This window comes from Rhizohabitans arisaemae (genome assembly GCF_025996515.1).
GTDB classification, from domain to species: domain Bacteria; phylum Actinomycetota; class Actinomycetes; order Streptosporangiales; family Streptosporangiaceae; genus Rhizohabitans; species Rhizohabitans arisaemae.
On sequence record NZ_BLRH01000029.1, the window covers coordinates 271,329 to 286,483 of the forward strand.

Annotated in this window: 11 protein-coding genes and 1 tRNA gene; 5 read left to right on the forward strand and 7 right to left on the reverse strand. The window is 71.3% G+C overall.

The window, feature by feature from the left end:
• The first annotated feature begins 173 nt into the window (after nucleotides 1–173).
• The 3 genes from RUR_RS12785 to RUR_RS12795 all read left to right on the forward strand — a co-directional run bounded on the left by RUR_RS12785 (nucleotide 174) and on the right by RUR_RS12795 (nucleotide 3,468).
• Complete coding sequence (locus tag RUR_RS12785; RefSeq protein WP_283135698.1) at nucleotides 174–626, forward strand: RNA polymerase sigma factor; 453 nt, start codon at nucleotides 174–176, stop codon at nucleotides 624–626.
• Complete coding sequence (locus RUR_RS12790) at nucleotides 623–1,573, forward strand: hypothetical protein (RefSeq protein WP_283135222.1); 951 nt, start codon at nucleotides 623–625, stop codon at nucleotides 1,571–1,573. The genes RUR_RS12785 and RUR_RS12790 overlap by 4 nt, the downstream gene beginning before the upstream one ends.
• Nucleotides 1,574–1,959: 386 nt before the next feature.
• Entirely contained in the window at nucleotides 1,960–3,468 is a 1,509-nt protein-coding gene (locus tag RUR_RS12795) for a flavin monoamine oxidase family protein (protein WP_283135223.1), read from the forward strand.
• Nucleotides 3,469–3,477: 9 nt separating this feature from the next.
• Here RUR_RS12795 and RUR_RS12800 read toward each other — a convergent pair whose 3' ends face one another.
• The 4 genes from RUR_RS12800 to RUR_RS12815 are packed head-to-tail and all read right to left on the reverse strand — an operon-like array spanning nucleotide 3,478 to nucleotide 8,779.
• Nucleotides 3,478–3,732, reverse strand: coding sequence for a hypothetical protein (locus tag RUR_RS12800; protein WP_283135224.1), 255 nt, complete (start codon nucleotides 3,730–3,732; stop codon nucleotides 3,478–3,480).
• An 18-nt stretch (nucleotides 3,733–3,750) separates the two neighbouring features.
• Nucleotides 3,751–5,895, reverse strand: coding sequence for a hypothetical protein (locus tag RUR_RS12805; protein WP_283135225.1), 2,145 nt, complete (start codon nucleotides 5,893–5,895; stop codon nucleotides 3,751–3,753).
• Nucleotides 5,892–7,475 carry a peroxidase family protein gene (locus RUR_RS12810; RefSeq protein ID WP_283135226.1) on the reverse strand — a complete coding sequence of 528 codons (1,584 nt, stop codon included), beginning with the start codon at nucleotides 7,473–7,475 and terminating at the stop codon, nucleotides 5,892–5,894. The genes RUR_RS12805 and RUR_RS12810 overlap by 4 nt, the downstream gene beginning before the upstream one ends.
• Nucleotides 7,472–8,779 (reverse strand): cytochrome P450, encoded by a 1,308-nt coding sequence (locus tag RUR_RS12815; protein WP_283135227.1) that lies wholly within the window; start codon nucleotides 8,777–8,779, stop codon nucleotides 7,472–7,474. The genes RUR_RS12810 and RUR_RS12815 overlap by 4 nt, the downstream gene beginning before the upstream one ends.
• Before the next feature lie 170 nt (nucleotides 8,780–8,949).
• Here RUR_RS12815 and RUR_RS12820 point away from each other — a divergent pair, with 170 nt between their 5' ends.
• The gene (locus RUR_RS12820; protein ID WP_428846991.1) at nucleotides 8,950–9,909 is read left to right on the forward strand and encodes an acyl-CoA desaturase; all 960 of its coding nucleotides are present in this window, start codon (nucleotides 8,950–8,952) and stop codon (nucleotides 9,907–9,909) included.
• 129 nt (nucleotides 9,910–10,038) lie between these two features.
• On the opposite strand, the gene RUR_RS12825 is transcribed toward RUR_RS12820, so the two are convergent.
• Nucleotides 10,039–10,113, reverse strand: a tRNA-Asp gene (locus tag RUR_RS12825).
• A gap of 306 nt (nucleotides 10,114–10,419) precedes the next feature.
• Between RUR_RS12825 and RUR_RS12830 the strand changes: the two genes are divergently transcribed.
• Nucleotides 10,420–11,697 (forward strand): serine hydrolase domain-containing protein, encoded by a 1,278-nt coding sequence (locus tag RUR_RS12830; RefSeq protein ID WP_283135229.1) that lies wholly within the window; start codon nucleotides 10,420–10,422, stop codon nucleotides 11,695–11,697.
• A gap of 232 nt (nucleotides 11,698–11,929) precedes the next feature.
• Here the strand turns inward: RUR_RS12830 and RUR_RS12835 are convergent, their stop codons facing one another.
• Both RUR_RS12835 and RUR_RS12840 read right to left on the reverse strand, forming a co-directional pair.
• Nucleotides 11,930–13,432: a xylulokinase gene (locus RUR_RS12835; RefSeq protein WP_283135230.1), complete on the reverse strand. Its 1,503-nt coding sequence runs from the start codon at nucleotides 13,430–13,432 to the stop codon at nucleotides 11,930–11,932.
• Nucleotides 13,432–15,150 (reverse strand): thiamine pyrophosphate-binding protein, encoded by a 1,719-nt coding sequence (locus RUR_RS12840; RefSeq protein ID WP_283135231.1) that lies wholly within the window; start codon nucleotides 15,148–15,150, stop codon nucleotides 13,432–13,434. Before RUR_RS12840 ends, RUR_RS12835 begins: the two co-directional genes overlap by 1 nt.
• Nucleotides 15,151–15,155 lie beyond the last annotated feature (5 nt).

Consider the following 15,155-nt stretch of genomic DNA (forward strand, 5'->3'; position numbering starts at 1 on the left):
GCGACCACCCTGCCGCGACAGCCCGTACATCGTGATCATCAGCTGCCGGTACGGCCGGAGGAGTGCCAGCGTGTGCAGCGTTGCGGATTCGGATGTGACCATCAGGCGGATGGCTTCGTCTGTGATGGTGTGAAAACGACATCCCGTTCGCGGAGGACGCCATCGGCAGTGGTATCGAGCGGCTCTATCGCGAGCACTGGCCTCTGGTCTGCGGATATCTCATGCGCCGGACCCGTGACCCGCACCTCGCCGAAGATCTTGCTCAGGAGACCTTCGTCAAGGCCGCCCGCGCGATGCTCGGCTGGCGCGGCGAATCCCCGGCCGCGTGGCTGCTCGCCATCGCCCGCAACGTCCTCCTCGACCACGCACGGCGCAGCCGGATCACCCTTCCGCTGCCCTCTCCCGACGCTCTGGGCGCTCCCGAGCTCGCCCAGGACGCAATCGCGGTCCGCGACGTGCTGGACCGCATGCCGGAGCGGCAGCGGCAGCTGCTCACCCTCGTCTACCTCGACGGGTTCTCCCTGGTGGAGGTGGCCGCGATGACCGGCCGCTCCGTCTCGTCGGTCAAAACCGCCCTGTGGCGCGCCCGCGCAGCCTTTGCCGAAAGCTACGGAGGACACCCATGACCGAGCAGGAAGACATCCCCCTGATCCCGGACTTCGATCCCGGCAGGACGAGACGAGCCGTACGGCGGGGTGTGCTGCGCACCGCGCTCGCCGCCACCGTGATATCGCTCGTCGTGGTGCTGCTGCTCAACCTGGGAGCCCAGTGGATCCAGCGGCGCGGCGACCGGGACGACCGCATGCTGGACGTGCTCGGCACAGCCCTGCAGGTCGCCAACCCCGGCTACAGCACCGACGCCTGGAGATGCTGCGACGCCACAGCGTTCTCGCTCTCCTTCTCCATGCGGCTCACCCCGCTCCGGGCCGGGGGGTTCTCATCGCCGGACCAGGTCTCCGGCGGCGCCGTCTTCACCGTCAGTCAGAACCAGTTCGGGCGAGTCGAATGGCCGCCTCCGGGTTTCATCAAGGAGACGCCCCTGTTCACGGCGCTCGACTCGGTCGGCACGGATGCCTCGCCGAGCAAGGCGGACACCAAGAGGATCCTGGACCGGCTGCCCGAGTCGATGTACGCCCTGGCGGTGGTCGATTTCGCCAAACCGCTGGGGGAAAGCGAGTTCTCGGCATTCGTCCGGCGGCACACAGCCGTTCCACCGGAGACGGCGATCTACGACGGGCGGATCGGCGGGACCCCGGTCGGCTGGCGCCTGGACACCGTGCTGCCCGACGCGCCGCAAGGCGACGCCGCGGAGCTCGCCCCCGGCGAACTGCCGCGGAACGGGCTGGCCGGGTTCCGCCGCTGGGTCGGAGGCCTGCGCGACCATGACGCGGTCAACCTGGACAAGTTCGGACTCGGTCTGGAGCTGCTGCGCAAATCGGCCGCTGACGGCCTGGCGTACGCCTACGTCACCCAGCACGCCCGCGTCGGCGACCTCCGCGCCCTGATCGACGACCCCCAGGTTCGCACGATCAGAGTGGCCGACGTCGCGTACGATCTCACCGGTTTGAACTGATCATGGGCACTTGAAGCGGCTGGGCGGCGTCGGCACTGCCCGTACACAGTGACCGTCGAGTGCCGGTACGGCCTGCGGCGGTTCGGCCTTGGCGGCGGCGGTGCCGATCGGCCCGGCGCGGCCCGTACCGTGCTTGGCGATCGGTGGGTTCCGATGCGGATGGGATACCGGCGGGCGCCGGGTTCGGGGGCAGACGACCCTGATGTGCCGGTACGGCCTGCGGCGGCGGCTTGGCGGAGGGGTTCCGGCGGTGTCGGAAAGACCCCGCGGCCCGTACCGGCGCGGAACCGTACCCAGACCGAGGTTGTATACACCCCTTGCCAACAAAGGTAACCCATGGCATTCATGAGGTTGCTTTGAGTAGTCACCTAGGGGAGTGAGGCGCCATGAGCAAGACCCCGTCGACGTCCGCGGAGCTCGGTTCGGCCATGCCCGAGGAGCTGGCGGATGCGGGAGTCCCCCGACCGACGCACGAACTGAGGGTTCCCGGGGATCTCGTCGAGGCGGCCGAGCACGGATTGGAGAGCAGGGGCGGGCCGCGCAAGCGGGTGTTGATCATCGGGGCCGGGATGGCCGGCCTGGTCGCCGGCTACGAGCTGATGCGGCAGGGCCACGAGCCGATCGTGCTGGAGGCCCAGCAGCGGGTCGGCGGGCGGGTGCTCACCCTGCGCGACTTCGCGCCCGGGCTGTACGCCGAGGCGGGCGCGATGCGGATCCCCCGCGTGCACGACCTCACCCTCGCCTACTGCGAACGGTTCGGGCTGCGGCTGCGCCCCTTCGTCATGGGAAACCCCAAGACCCTCGCCTACATCCAGGGGGTCAGGACCACGATCGGGGAGCTGAACGGCAACCCGGGGATCGTCGACTTCGGGCTGGCCGAGCACGAGCGGGGCCGCACCTACGAGGACCTGTGGCAGAGCGCCACCCAGGAGATCCACGAGCTGTACGCCGAGGAGGGCGAGGACGCGCTCGACCGGATCTGCGCGGAGTACGACCGGTACTCCATCCGCAGCTTCCTGCGGGAACGCGGTTTCTCCGAGGGGGCGATCGAGCTCTACGGCGTGATGAGCTTCCGGGAGGCCAACCTCAACGCGGCGATCATCGAGCAGTTCCGCGAGATCATCGGACGGGCGTTCGAGGACATGCAGGAGATCGAGGGCGGGTCGGATCGGCTGCCGACCGCCTTCTATCACGAGCTCAGGAACCACATCCGGTTCGGCCACGAGGTGACCGCCGTCGAACAGGACGATCATTCGGTGACCGTGCACGTCAAGACCGGCCTGGGCAAGACGACGATCACCGGTGACTACGCGGTCTGCGCGATCCCGTTCTCGGTGCTGCGCGATGTGGAGACCAGGCCCGCCTTCTCCCGGCGCAAGCAGCGCGCCATCCGGGAGCTCAACTACAACGCCTCCACCAAGATCTTGTTCCAGGTTCGGCAGCCCTTCTGGGAGCGGACGGACGGCATCGTCGGCGGCACCACGGTCACCGATCTGCCGATCCGGCGTATCTGCTACCCCTCGCACCCGGGCGCCGAGCAGGAGCGGTCGGTCCTGCTGGCCAGCTACACCTGGGGACAGGACGCGCTGCGGTGGGGAGCGATGTCCCCGGCCAAGCGGATCGAGCAGGCGCTGGAGGACGTCTCCAAGATCCATCCGCAGATCCACGACCACTTCGAGTTCGGCGTCACCCACGCCTGGTACGACGACCCCTACGCGGCCGGCGCCTTCGCCTTGTTCGAGCCACACCAGCAGACCAACCTGCACGACGCGATCATCGCGCCGGAAGGCCGCGTGCACTTCGCCGGCGAACACTGCTCGCTCTGGCACGCCTGGATCGAGGGCGCCCTCGAATCAGGGCTCAACGCCGCCAAAGCCATCCACGAGGCGGACTGACGCCGCGGGTCAGCGGGGCTCCGGCGCGGGCCGGCGCCGGGCCCCGCGGGCGTAGCGGTCCAGGTCCGCGGCGGCGTCGGTCAGGTCGTCGGCGGCCCTGACACAGGCGGCGCGGTGGGATCGCACCGCGTCCCGGAGCCATGGCGGGGCGACCCCGCTCTCCTGGAGGCGCGCTTCGATCGCGTCCAGGCGTTCGGCGCATTCGGCGAGCGCCCGGGCGTCGGCCCGCAGGATCTCGGCGTGGCCGGCGATCGCCTCGGACATCGGTCCTCCGTTTGATGGTCAGGTGGTCTGTACCGGCACGGCCGCGTCCCGGAGGGATCTGCGGGAGGTGACCGACACGCACAGGGCCGGACGTTCGCCGTCCAGCCCGAGCTCACGGAGCCTGCGGGCGAACGGATGGGTGTTCTGCCCGACGTCGAGCCGTACCCGGGGCATCGGATGGATCCGGCACCGGCCCTCGGTGCGCACGCAGGATCGCAGGGTGGTGCCGTTCCGGCTGGTGTAGGTGACCAGGTCCCGGTCGCGGGCGGGGAACCCGAGGCCGAGGGGTCCGTCCAGGGTGAGCACCCGGTCGCGGAGGCCGCCGACCGCGATGTGCGCGGTCCCCGCGGTCAGTTCGAACTCCATGGGCGCCAGGTAGGATTCCCCGCCCCACAGGGTGCGCGTCAGGTCGTGGACTCCCGCGCTGTCGACCACGGAGCCGGCCAGCACGTCCCCGGAGCACCGCCGGTCGGCGTCGCGCAGCAGGTCCGGCCAGACCCGGAGGGATCCCGGGCGCCAGGGGTCGGGGACCACGACCCCGAGATGGAGTTCGCGGTAGCCGCCCAGGCTGGTCCGCCGGTTCCAGCAGGCCCGGACGACGACGACGGCCCGGTCCCGCATCTGTACGGCGGGACCGAGCCCGGTCCCCCGGAGCAGCCGTCTCGCCGCGTCCGGCTCGACGGCGAAGTACGCGGTGAGGGCGCTGCCGTCCTGGCACCTGATCGGCAGCTCGACGGTCCCGCGCGGGGTGTCCACCGGATGGGTGGGCACGGTGAGGAACGGAAAACCCTCGGGGTAGGGGACGCGGTCGTACAGCCGGTACGCCTGGGCGCGCACGACCGGGCCGTGGTACGGGGCGAGCCGCCCGTCGATCACGGCACGCTCCTCGGGCAGGTCGTCGGCGAGGTTGGCCAGGTAGCGCTCGATGCTGTGGCACAGCGGGAAGAGATGGGTGGAGTCCCGGTAGTCCACCGTGTACCAGTCGGGGTGCAGGTCGAAGCAGCCGCCCGCCCCCTGCCCGTCGAGGGTGGGGATGATGTCGTGCTGGTTGGTGACGCTCGCGATCCAGGTGTGCGGGTCGGCGGGTTTCTTGAAGTCGACGGGTGAGCCGACGGCGACCACATGGGTGACGCTGTAGCGGGCGCAGAACTCCGCGTCCTGCGCCAGATTCATGATCGCCGCCCCGCCGGCGCTGTGCCCGATGAGGGCGAGCTCGGCGCCGTGCGGCAGGCCGTAGTCGGCGACGGCTTTGGCCAGGGCGCGGCTGTAGGGGTTGCTGTCCAGCACGGCGCTGCTGAACGCGCCGAGCAGGTCCTGCGGAGAGTCGTTGTCGGGTCTCCCCGTCCGCATCCCGGGTGCGTGGACGACGTGCCGTGTCGTCCCGTCGGGGCCTTGGACGCTCTGGATGAGCATCCGCCCGGTCGTGCCGATCGCGTCGATGTTGCGGAGGAAGCCGAGGAGGGTGCCCTCCGCGCTCAGCCGGGCGGATTCGGCGGCGGTGAGTTCGATACGGCGGGCGGCCCCCTCGCCGGTGTCCAGGACCGCGACGGCGCGGTTGCTCAGGCCGAGGATCGGGTCGGCGCTGGCGTAGCCCTGGCCGGTGGCGATCAGCCAGGCGGCGGTGTCGTTGAGCGGGTTCTCGTCGAGCAGGGCGCGCAGGGCGAGCACTTCGCCGAAGACGGGGGCGAGTCCGCTGAGGGTGCGTACGGCCCCGCGGTCCTTGAGGAGGGCGCGCAGGGCCCGGATGGCTTCGAGGTCGCGGTCGGCGGCGGCCGCCTCGATGAGCCGTACCAGCAGGGGGTCGTCGGCGAGTTCGGGATGGGTGCGGGTGACGGCGGCGATGCGCAGCCGGAGCGAGACGGCCATGACCCGCACCGCCAGGCTCTCCGCGCCCGCCATGGCGCCGAGCTTGCCCGCCAGGGTGCCGAGCCGGCCGCCGACGAGCGCGTGTCCGAGGCCTTGGCCGCCGGTGAGGGCGCGCACCAGGGTGCGTCCGGCGCGGCAGCCCGCCGAGGGGGCGCGGGACACGGAGCCGAGCACGGCCCGGTCGGTGAGCGCCGCGGTGGCGTGCCGGGCCGCCTCCTGGATCACGACTCCGATGTCGGCGACCTCGCGGGCGGCGTCGCGCAGCAACCCGGCGGCCGGGTCGGTCTCCTCGCTCACGGTTCGGCCCGCCGGGTCATGCCGACGAACCGCGGCCGGGTGTCCTCCGGGGTGTTGCGGTGGAGTACGTCGGAGAGCGTCCGGGTCGTGGCGATGATCCGCGCCCCGTACGGCGAGAAGGTCGCGGGTGTGAACACCCGGGTGGCGAGCAGCGGGTTGGTCAGCGCCTGGGAGAAGGCGTCGATAGCGATGATCTTCGTGAGGAGCGGCGGCAGGATGGCGTCGGGCGATCCCGGCTCCTCGGCGAAGAGCCCGACGTAGAGGTCGAGGTCGTCGACGTCCCGGTAACGCTCCCGCAGCGCGTCGACGACCCGCCGGTCGCCGGAGATCTGCTCGAAGCGGCGGACCCGGGGGAAGCGGCAGTGTTCGCGGTAGCTGTTGTAGGGGGCCAGGTCCAGGGTGCGGGAGTCCGCGATGCTGGCCACGTCCACCTCCCGCAGGATCGGGTCGGTGTTGAACAGGCCGATCCGGCCGGCCCGCTGCCGGGAGGCGTCCTCGAAGAGGCGTCCGAGTCCGATCTCGGGGAGCAGCGGGCCGCCGAGCAGGGTCTGCGCCATCGGCAGGTCGCGTCCGCCCACCGACAGGTGGGAGGGGATGAGGCTGTGCCAGCGGTAGACCAGGTTGAACTCCACCGAGGCCCAGTTCTGCCGGTGCCAGGACGCGCGGGCGAGCATCGCCGACAGTCGCGGGTCGAGGGTGAACCGGAAGTGGTACGGCGTGATGTGGTTGATGTACTCCTCGACCACCAGTTTGATGAGGAGCACGATGAGGATGTTGCGGGTCGTCTGGAAGAGCCGCTCGTCGTCCCAGTGCGGATGCCGCTTGGCCAGCAGGCGGGCCACCCGGTTGTGCTCACGCAGGAAGAGCGTGGTGAGCATGGTGAAGCCGATCTGAATGTTTCCCCGGTCGCTGCCGGTCGCGAACAGGGTGTCCCGCTGGGCGTGGGTGAGCTCGGCGAAGCGGATCACGCTCAGCTGCGCGAACTCCGGCTTGACCTCGCCGTTCGCGCAGAGGTACGGCGGGAACTCCCCGCCTTCGACGACCTGGCTCTTGAGCAGCCCTCCCTCCAGGGTGCGCAACGCGGTGGCGGCCACCTCGTCGAGGCCGTACAGCTGGTTCAGGTCGATGTGGTGGTTGGAGCTGTTCTTCCGGGGATCGCGAGGGATCCCGGTGTCGCCGCGGAGGAACCCGTCGGTGAACCACTGCGCGAAGTAGGCGAAGAGCACGGTGGACCTCGGGCAGGGGATCATGGTGTCGCCGCGGACGAACAGCTCGCCGGCCTGTTCGGGGCTGGGGCGGTGGTCCTCGGCCCGGGAGACCGGAGGCAGGTGGCGGCCGCTGTAGCTCCGGTCGGTCAGCGAGGTCCAGGAGGTGTAGTCGGCCATGGTGCTCAGCGGTTCCGGCCGAGGCGGCATCTCCCGGATCGCCGAGTCGATCAGTGCGGCGTTGAGGCGCCGCCGTACCGGACGGACGGCCTGCGCCAGCTCCCAGAGCGGTCGCCCATGGGTGAGGGCGAGGAATCTGAGCCGGTTGACGGCCCCGTCGTTGCGGGCGGTCCGCGCCTTCCGCCGGCCTGTCACGGTCGCACGTCCGGTCCGGCGGGGTCCAGCCCGAGGACGAATCGGTCGGGGAAGACGCCGCCCGCTCGGATGATCTCCCCTTCCGGCTGGGGGAGCAGTCGAACCCCGGGACGGAGCAGCAGACGTCGTACGGTCTCGCAGATGACCACCCGGGCGGGGTGGATCCCGAGACAGGAGTGGTGGCCGAGGCCGAAGAAGAGCCGGTGGTGGTCCGGCCGTTCGGGACGGAACTCCTCGGGCTCGTCGACCACGTCCGCGTCGAACACGGCCGAGGCGGGCGCGGCGAGGACGAGGGTGCCCGCGGGGACGAGCGTGCGGCGCGGGGTCCCGGCGGCCAGGACGTGGTCGCGCTCGCAGATCCGGGGAAGCAGCTTGAAGAACGGGTTGAACCGCAGGGCCTCCCAGACGTACCGGTCGAAGCTCTCCGGGTCGGCGGCGGCTTCGACGGCCTGGGCCAGCACCTGGGGGCGGAGCAGCAGCTGCTCGGTCGCCTCGGCCATGGCCCCGGGACCGCTCTCCACGAATCCGAGCGGCAACCCGGCCATGTTGACCACGATCCGCTCGTCGTCGACGCCGATCCCGGCGGGCAGCACGGTGGCGACGAGCCTGGTGAAGACGTCGTCGGGCAGGTCCCGGCCCGCCGACCGGGCGGCCCGGAGCCGGGCGAGCCGCTCCGTCAGGTAGGCCTTCATCTCGGCTCCCGCCTGCTCGGACGCGGCTTGGATCCGCGGGTCGCCGCCGAAGTTGGCGAAGCCGTCGACGATGATCGCCCTGGTCCACCGGGAGAGGGTGTGCGGGTCGGGGCCGGGGAAGCCGAAGTATTCGGCGCACACGCCCAGCGCGACACGGCGGAAGAGCCGGTGGACGGCTTCGACGCGTCCCTGCGGGGCCGCGGCGTCCAGCGCCTCGTCGGCGAGGCGACCGGCCAGCTCGCGCACGCCCGCCACGTCGGCGGGGGAGAGCATGACCCGCATGAGCCCCTTCTCCCGCCAGTTCATCGGGGTGGCGTCCCGGGAGAGCATGAACGGGGCGCCGAGCGCGGCCTCCAGCCGGGGTCCGAAGGCGCGCACGGTGAAGACCTTCTCGTGGGAGAGGACCTCGGCCACGTCGGGGTAGCGGGTCACGACGGTGAAGCCCGGGGTGACGAAGATCGGCCGTCGCTCGCGCAGTTCGGCGAAGAGGGCACGCCAGTCGGTTCGCATCCAGTCGCGGATCAGGCCGATCGCGGACATCGGGTCCCGGGCCAGGGCTTGGTCGTATCTCTCCAGGTGGCTGCCCGTGGTCGCCTGATCGACAGTGCCCATGCCGTGGCCCCTTCGCGGAAGACGGAGCGAACATTGATCATCACGTTGTGTAGCCACAATCTAGGCCGGGGCCGGGCTTTCCTTGATGGCTACCGTGTGCAGTGTTTTGCTTCCTGTAAGTGACTGACTCCTCACTCTCAAGTCATTGTCGGAAGTACCGCAAGCCGGTCATGAATGGGGCCGTGACTTCCTCCCCCGGCGGACGGCCGGACTCGGGTGCAGCGGAGACGGTGGCGGTCGGCACCGGCCGCCGGACCGCCTACCTCGTCGTCCTCGTGGTGCTCCCCGTGGTGCTCCTCGCCCTGGCGGTGCCGGCCGTCTGGGGGTGGGGGATCGGCCCGCGCGATGTGGTCATCGCGGCGACGATGTATCTGATCAGCATCTTCGGCATCGCCATCGGCTACCACCGGCTCTTCACCCACCGATCCTTCAGATGCCGCAGACCGCTGCGGATCGCCCTCATGCTCGCCGGGGGCATGGCCGTGGAAGGGCCGGTGACGCTGTGGACGGCCGAGCACCGCCGCCACCACAAGTACGCCGACCGCCAGGGGGACCCGCACTCGCCGTGGCGGTACGGCGACGGCGGCTGGGCGCTGGTGCGCGGCATGGCGCACGCGCACGTCGGCTGGTTCTACACCGCGCGCCGCCGGTCCAACATCCGGCACTGGGTGCCCGACCTGCTCGCCGACCCGGACGTCCGGCGCTTCGACGCCGCCTATCCGGCCGTCGCCGCGCTTTCCTTCGCCCTGCCCGCCGCGGTGGGCGGAATCTGGTCGATGTCGTGGGCCGGGGCGTGGACCGCCCTCTTCTGGGGTGGCCTGGTCCGGTACGCCGTGGTGCACCACGTCACCTGGTCGGTCAACTCCGTCGCGCACACCTTCGGCGACCGCCCGTTCCGCACCCGGGACCGCTCGTCGAACGTGCGCTGGGTGGCCCTGCTGACCTTGGGCGAGGGCTGGCACAACTGGCACCATGTGGAGCCGACCTGCGCCCGGCACGGGGTGCTCCGGGGTCAGCTCGATCCGAGCGCCCGGCTCATCCGCTGGTTCGAGCGTCTGAACTGGGCGGACGGTGTGCACTGGCCGGACCCCGAGCGGGTCGCCGCCCGTCGCGTCGATCCGCGCTCCTGAAGGGGTCGTCGAGGCTTGGCGGCGGATGAACGATCATGTCGCCCCAGGTGCTTGACTTCCGCCGGCGGACCGGGATCCCGACAAACCGGCAGGGTGGCCACGGCAGGGATGGGATTTCCGTGATTTGGGCGGTCCTGACGGGACTTGAACCCGCGACCTCCACCTTGACAGGGTGGCGAGCACTCCAAACTGCTCTACAGGACCATGTCTTTCGACTTCTGAACGGATCCTACCGTGGCGCGGAGAGCACTCGAACCGCTTGCGGCGCGGGATTTCAGCGGGCTCCCGGTCAAGACCGATCGCACCCGGTCGTGGGCGGCCGGTGGGCCGGCCAGGCGGGCGATCGCGCGGAAGTCCGTGGACGGCGGCTCACCTGCGGCATGCGCTCTCCTCCCACATATATACACAGGATGAAACTGGGCAAATGGCATCGTTTCCGCCAAGAGATCAGGGTGATCTGGGGTAGCTTGTCCCTTTGGCTTGATTGATTGATCTTGGGGGCAAGACCAGATGGCCGGTGGACTGACACGGCGTGATTTCGGACGGCGGATAGGGCTGGCCGGGCTCGGCCTGGCCGGAGGCGGACTGCTCGGCGGACTCCCGGCTCCCGCGCACGCCGGGGCACCGGCCTGGCGGGTCTTCGGCTCCAGGGGCCGCGGCATGGCCGAGTTCGACCTGACCATGAAGACGTTCATGCAGCAGCGGAACATCTCCTGCGGATCGCTGGCCGTCGCGCGCAAAGGCAAACTCCTGCTCGCCCGCGGCTACACCTGGAGCGCGGACAGCAAGCTGTTCGTCCACCCGCTCTCCCTGTTCCGGATCGCCAGTGTGAGCAAGCCGATCACGGGCGCCGCGGTCCTCAAACTGGTCCAGGACGGAAAGCTCAAGCTCACCGACCGGCTGACCGACCTGCTCACCCTGACGCCTCCGTCCGGCAAGAAGCTCGACCCCCGCCTGAACCAGGTGACCGTGCTGAGGCTCCTGCAGCATCTGGGCGGATGGGACTCCGGCGTCACGACCGATCCGATGTTCAACGATTTCGCGATCTCCAAAGCGCTTGGGGTGCCGCTCCCGGTCGGCCGGGACGATGTCATCCGGCACACCAGCGGCCTGCCGCTGGACCACGATCCGGGCAGTAGGTACGCCTACGGCAACTACGACTACATGCTGCTGGGCCGGATCATCGAGAAGGTGAGCGGCATGCCGTACGACCGGTATGTCCAGCAAAAGATCCTCGGGCCTCGGGGCATCACGCGGATGCGGCTCGCGCAGACGCTCAAGGCCGACGCCGCCCCGCGTGAGGTCCCCTACGTCTCACAGCGCAGCGGGCGAACCGTGCTGGACGGCTCCGGCGCCACGGTCCCGGCACCGTACGGTTCGTTCAACGTGGAGAACATGGACGCGCACGGCGGCTGGCTCGCGACCGCGGTGGACCTGGTGCGGTTCGCCGGGATCTTCGACGGCCCGAGCCCGGTCCTCTCCGCGGCGTCGCTCTCCCGCGCGTTCGCCCAGCCCGAGACGGGGACCAACGGCGACGGCTGGTGGTACGGCTGCGGCTGGCAGGTCCGGAACGTCGCGGCGGGGGGACGCAACATCTGGCACAGCGGCAGCCTCCCCGGCACCTACACCGTTCTTGTCCGGCGTTTCGACGGGGTCTGCTACGCCGCGCTGTTCAACCAGCGGGACAACGCCGCCGGTCAGGCCCACAACATCGACCCCGAGCTGTACCGGGCCGCCGACGCCACCAAAGCCTGGCCCAACGTCGATTACTACGGTCAGTACTTCTGATCGGACCCGGCGGGATGCGTGTCACGGGTCTCACGCATCCCGCTGCTCAGTCCCGGTCTCCTTGAGCGAGCACGACCCCCGCACGCCGACGGCGTCGACCGGATCCCGCGGGTGCGCACCGCCCGGGAAATCGGCATCGCCGTGCCGGGACACGGCCCGTACCCCGGCCCACCGGCTCGTTCGCCTTCGCCGACCCGGCTTTCGGGCCGGTCCGGGGAGCGGTACGGCCGGTTCATCGTGCGGGCGGTGGGGAGCCGAGGACGCGGGCGGAGTCGGCGGTCGCCTGCCAGCGCAGGCGCGCTCGGGCGACGTCGGCCGGGTGGGCGTCACCCCGGGGGGTGGTCACCGCCGGCGACACGAGCGCGTCGGCCGCGTGCGCGGCGTCCCTGAAGAGACCGGATGCGATCCCCGCCAGCATCGCCGCCCCCACCGTTGTGGCCTCCTCGCCGGCGAGCACCCGTACCGGGACACCCCACAGCTCGCTGCGGAGCCGTACGAGCTCGGGTTGTTTCGCGATGCCGCCGACGATCACGATCTCGTCGACCGTCGCGCCGGCCGCGCGCAGGGCGTCGATGCCCTCCAGCACGGTGAAGGCGGCTCCCTCGTGCGCCGCGCGGAACACGTGGGCGGCCGAATGGTGCTGCCCCAGCCCGGACAGCATGCCCCGTTCCGCGCTGTCCCAGGTCGGCAGCCGGCTTCCCGACAGCGCGGGGTTGAAGCCCACGCCGTCGCATCCCACCGGCAGCGCCATCGCCTCGCCGCCCAGCCGATCGAACGCGTCGGCCGCCGAGCCGAAGCCCAGGAGGCGGGACACCCAGTCGACGGCGCCTCCCGTCATGCCGGTCGGGCCGCCGAGCACCCAATGGCCCGGCAGCACGAAGGCGTTGAGCACCGTGCGTGCCGGAGGGGTCCAACGCGGTTCGCCGACGACGCTCAGCAGGACGTCGGTCGTGCCGGCGACGTCGACGGTGACCCCCGGGCGGACCGCCCCGGCACCGAGCGCGCCGACGCTGCCGTCCGGACCGCCGACCGCCACGCACGTGCCCTCCGCCAGGCCGAGACGCTCCGCCGCCGCGGCCGACAGGGTCCCCGCCGGTTCGTGGGCGCTCCGGACGGGTGGCAGCAGCGCCGGCGCGACCCCGGCGCGGCGGACGAGTTCGGCGGAGTACGCCCGCGCGGCCACGTCGAACCAGCCGGTGTAGGACGCGTGCGTCTCGTCGGTCACGGCGGCACCGGTCAGTCGCAGCACCAGGAAGTCCTTGAGCGACAGGACCCAGCGCGCCGCGCCGAGGGCGTCCGGACGCTCCCCGGCCCACCACATCAGCTTGCACGCGGGCAGTTCCGCGGAGACGGGACGGCCCAGCAGGGCGCCGTACGGCCCGAGCCTGCGCTCAAGCTCCCGGACGTGTCCGGCGGCGCGCCCGTCGGGCCACAGCAGGACGTCCTCCACCGCGTTCCCCGACTCGTCGGCGAGCACGACCCCGAGCTGGGCCGCGACCCCGATGCCGACGACGTCGAACTCCCGCGGCCGCAGCCCGCGCACCAGCTCCGCGACCTGGTTCCAGAGGCTCTCACCGGACAGCACGGCCGTGCCGTCCAGGTCCCTGCTCGAAGGCGTCGGCGCCGAGCGCGAGGCGAGCGTCCGGCCGTTCACGGACAGGAGTGTGACCCGTGTGCGCGAACTTCCCGCGTCGACCGCCAGGAGCGCGCCACCTCCGGACGCTCGCCGCTCCATCAGTTCTCCGGGGTGTAGGGCCGGAACGCGGGGAACGTCCAGGCGTTCACGGCCGGGTCGATCACGACGTCGACCAGGTACGGCCCCCCGGTCGCCAGCCCCTTGCGGACCGCCGCCGCCAGCCCCTCGACGTCGCGCACCCGCTCGCCGTCCACGCCGCACCCGCGGGCGACCGTGGCGAAGTCGACGTCGCCGAAGTCGACGCCGATCGTCCGGTCGGCGCCGTAGTGCACGATCTGCTCCTGCCGGATGTTGCCGTAGCCGGAGTCGTTGAGGACCACGACGACCGCCGGGGTGTCCTCGCGCGCCAGCGTCTCCAGTTCGCCCAGGCTCATCCCGAGCGACCCGTCGCCGACGAACACGATGATCGGTGCGCCGGGCGCGGCGAACTGGGCGCCGATCGCGGCGGGCACCGCGAAGCCCATGTTCCCGAAGCCGACGGGCTTGATGTAGGCGCCGGGGGAGCGCACCTCCCACAGGTACGACCAGACGCCGGGGTTGCCCGCGTCCACGATCGCGACGGTGTCGTCCGGGGCGATCCCGCGCACCACGCGCATGAGCGTGGCCGGCGAGACGGAGTCCCGGGCCTCGGCGTCGTGCCGGTCGATCGTCTCCCACCACGCCGCCCGGGCCGCCGACAGGTCGCGCAGTCGCGCGGCCCGGTCCCGGGCCGCGGCGGCGTCCGGCTCACCGGCGGCGACCGCCCGGGCCAGCGCGGTGAGCGTGGCCCCCGCGTCGCCGAGCAGGCCGGTGGTGCGCTCGGCGTAGTAGCGGCCGATCATCGTCGGGTCGACGTCGATCTGGACGATGCGGTCGGGCAGCGGCAGCGACCAGCGGCCGGTGGAGACGGCGTTGAGGCTGTTGCCGGCCACCAGCAGCAGATCGGTGTCGGCCAGCACGCGGGTGGACAGCCCGGTGCCCATGCGGTTGAGCGAGCCGAACACCAGCTCGTGTCCGGTCGGGACCGCTCCAATGCCGTTGAACGTCGTCACGACCGGCATGTCCAGGGTCTCCGCGAGAGCCAGCGCCGCCTCGCCCGCGCGGCCCACCTTGACGCCGTTGCCGATCCACAGCGTCGGCCTGCGGGCGGTCAGCAGCCGGGCGGCGAGGTCGGCCACGCCCTCCGCGGCGGCGGAGGGCGCCGCAGGCGCAGGGCCGTACCGCTCGGGGATCCGGTCGAGCACCTCCTGGGGCACCGGCCCCTCGATCACGTCGCGCGCGAAGTCCAGCAGCACCGGGCCCGGGGAGCCGGTACGGGCACGCAGGTACGCCTCCTCCACCGCCTGGCGGATCGACCCGGCCGTGGAGACGAGTTTGGACCACTTGACCAGCGGCCGGAAGATCGACACGTGGTCGGCGCCCTGGGCGTCGTCGCGATCGAGGTCGGGAAGCCGGTTGTTGCAGGTGATCGCGATGACCGGGCTCGAGTCGCGGAAGGCGCCGCCGACGCCGGTGAGCATGTTGGTGGCGCCGGGCCCGGTGGTGGCCAGGCAGACGCCGGGCTCGCCGGTCAGCCGCCCGTAGGCGTCGGCCATGCAGGCCGCCGCGCCCTCATGGCGGGCGGTGACGAAACGGATCCGGTCGTCGCCCAGGATCGCGTCGGTGATCGCGAGCGTCTGCCCGCCGGGGACGCCGAACACCACGCGGGCGCCCATCGCCTTCAGCAGGCGTACGACCAAGGCGCCCCCGGTCGTCGTCGCCGTATCCAACTGCGTCATCTTCA

What these genes read in the sequence shown, in the direction of transcription:
- RUR_RS12790 (WP_283135222.1), top strand. Translation starts at nt 623, where the DNA reads ATGACCGAGCAGGAAGACATCCCCCTGATCCCGGACTTCGATCCCGGC.
- RUR_RS12795 (WP_283135223.1), top strand. Translation starts at nt 1,960, where the DNA reads ATGAGCAAGACCCCGTCGACGTCCGCGGAGCTCGGTTCGGCCATGCCC.
- RUR_RS12800 (WP_283135224.1), bottom strand. Translation starts at nt 3,732, where the DNA reads ATGTCCGAGGCGATCGCCGGCCACGCCGAGATCCTGCGGGCCGACGCC.
- RUR_RS12815 (WP_283135227.1), bottom strand. Translation starts at nt 8,779, where the DNA reads ATGGGCACTGTCGATCAGGCGACCACGGGCAGCCACCTGGAGAGATAC.
- RUR_RS12820 (WP_428846991.1), top strand. Translation starts at nt 8,950, where the DNA reads ATGAATGGGGCCGTGACTTCCTCCCCCGGCGGACGGCCGGACTCGGGT.
- RUR_RS12830 (WP_283135229.1), top strand. Translation starts at nt 10,420, where the DNA reads ATGGCCGGTGGACTGACACGGCGTGATTTCGGACGGCGGATAGGGCTG.
- RUR_RS12835 (WP_283135230.1), bottom strand. Translation starts at nt 13,432, where the DNA reads ATGGAGCGGCGAGCGTCCGGAGGTGGCGCGCTCCTGGCGGTCGACGCG.
- RUR_RS12840 (WP_283135231.1), bottom strand. Translation starts at nt 15,150, where the DNA reads ATGACGCAGTTGGATACGGCGACGACGACCGGGGGCGCCTTGGTCGTA.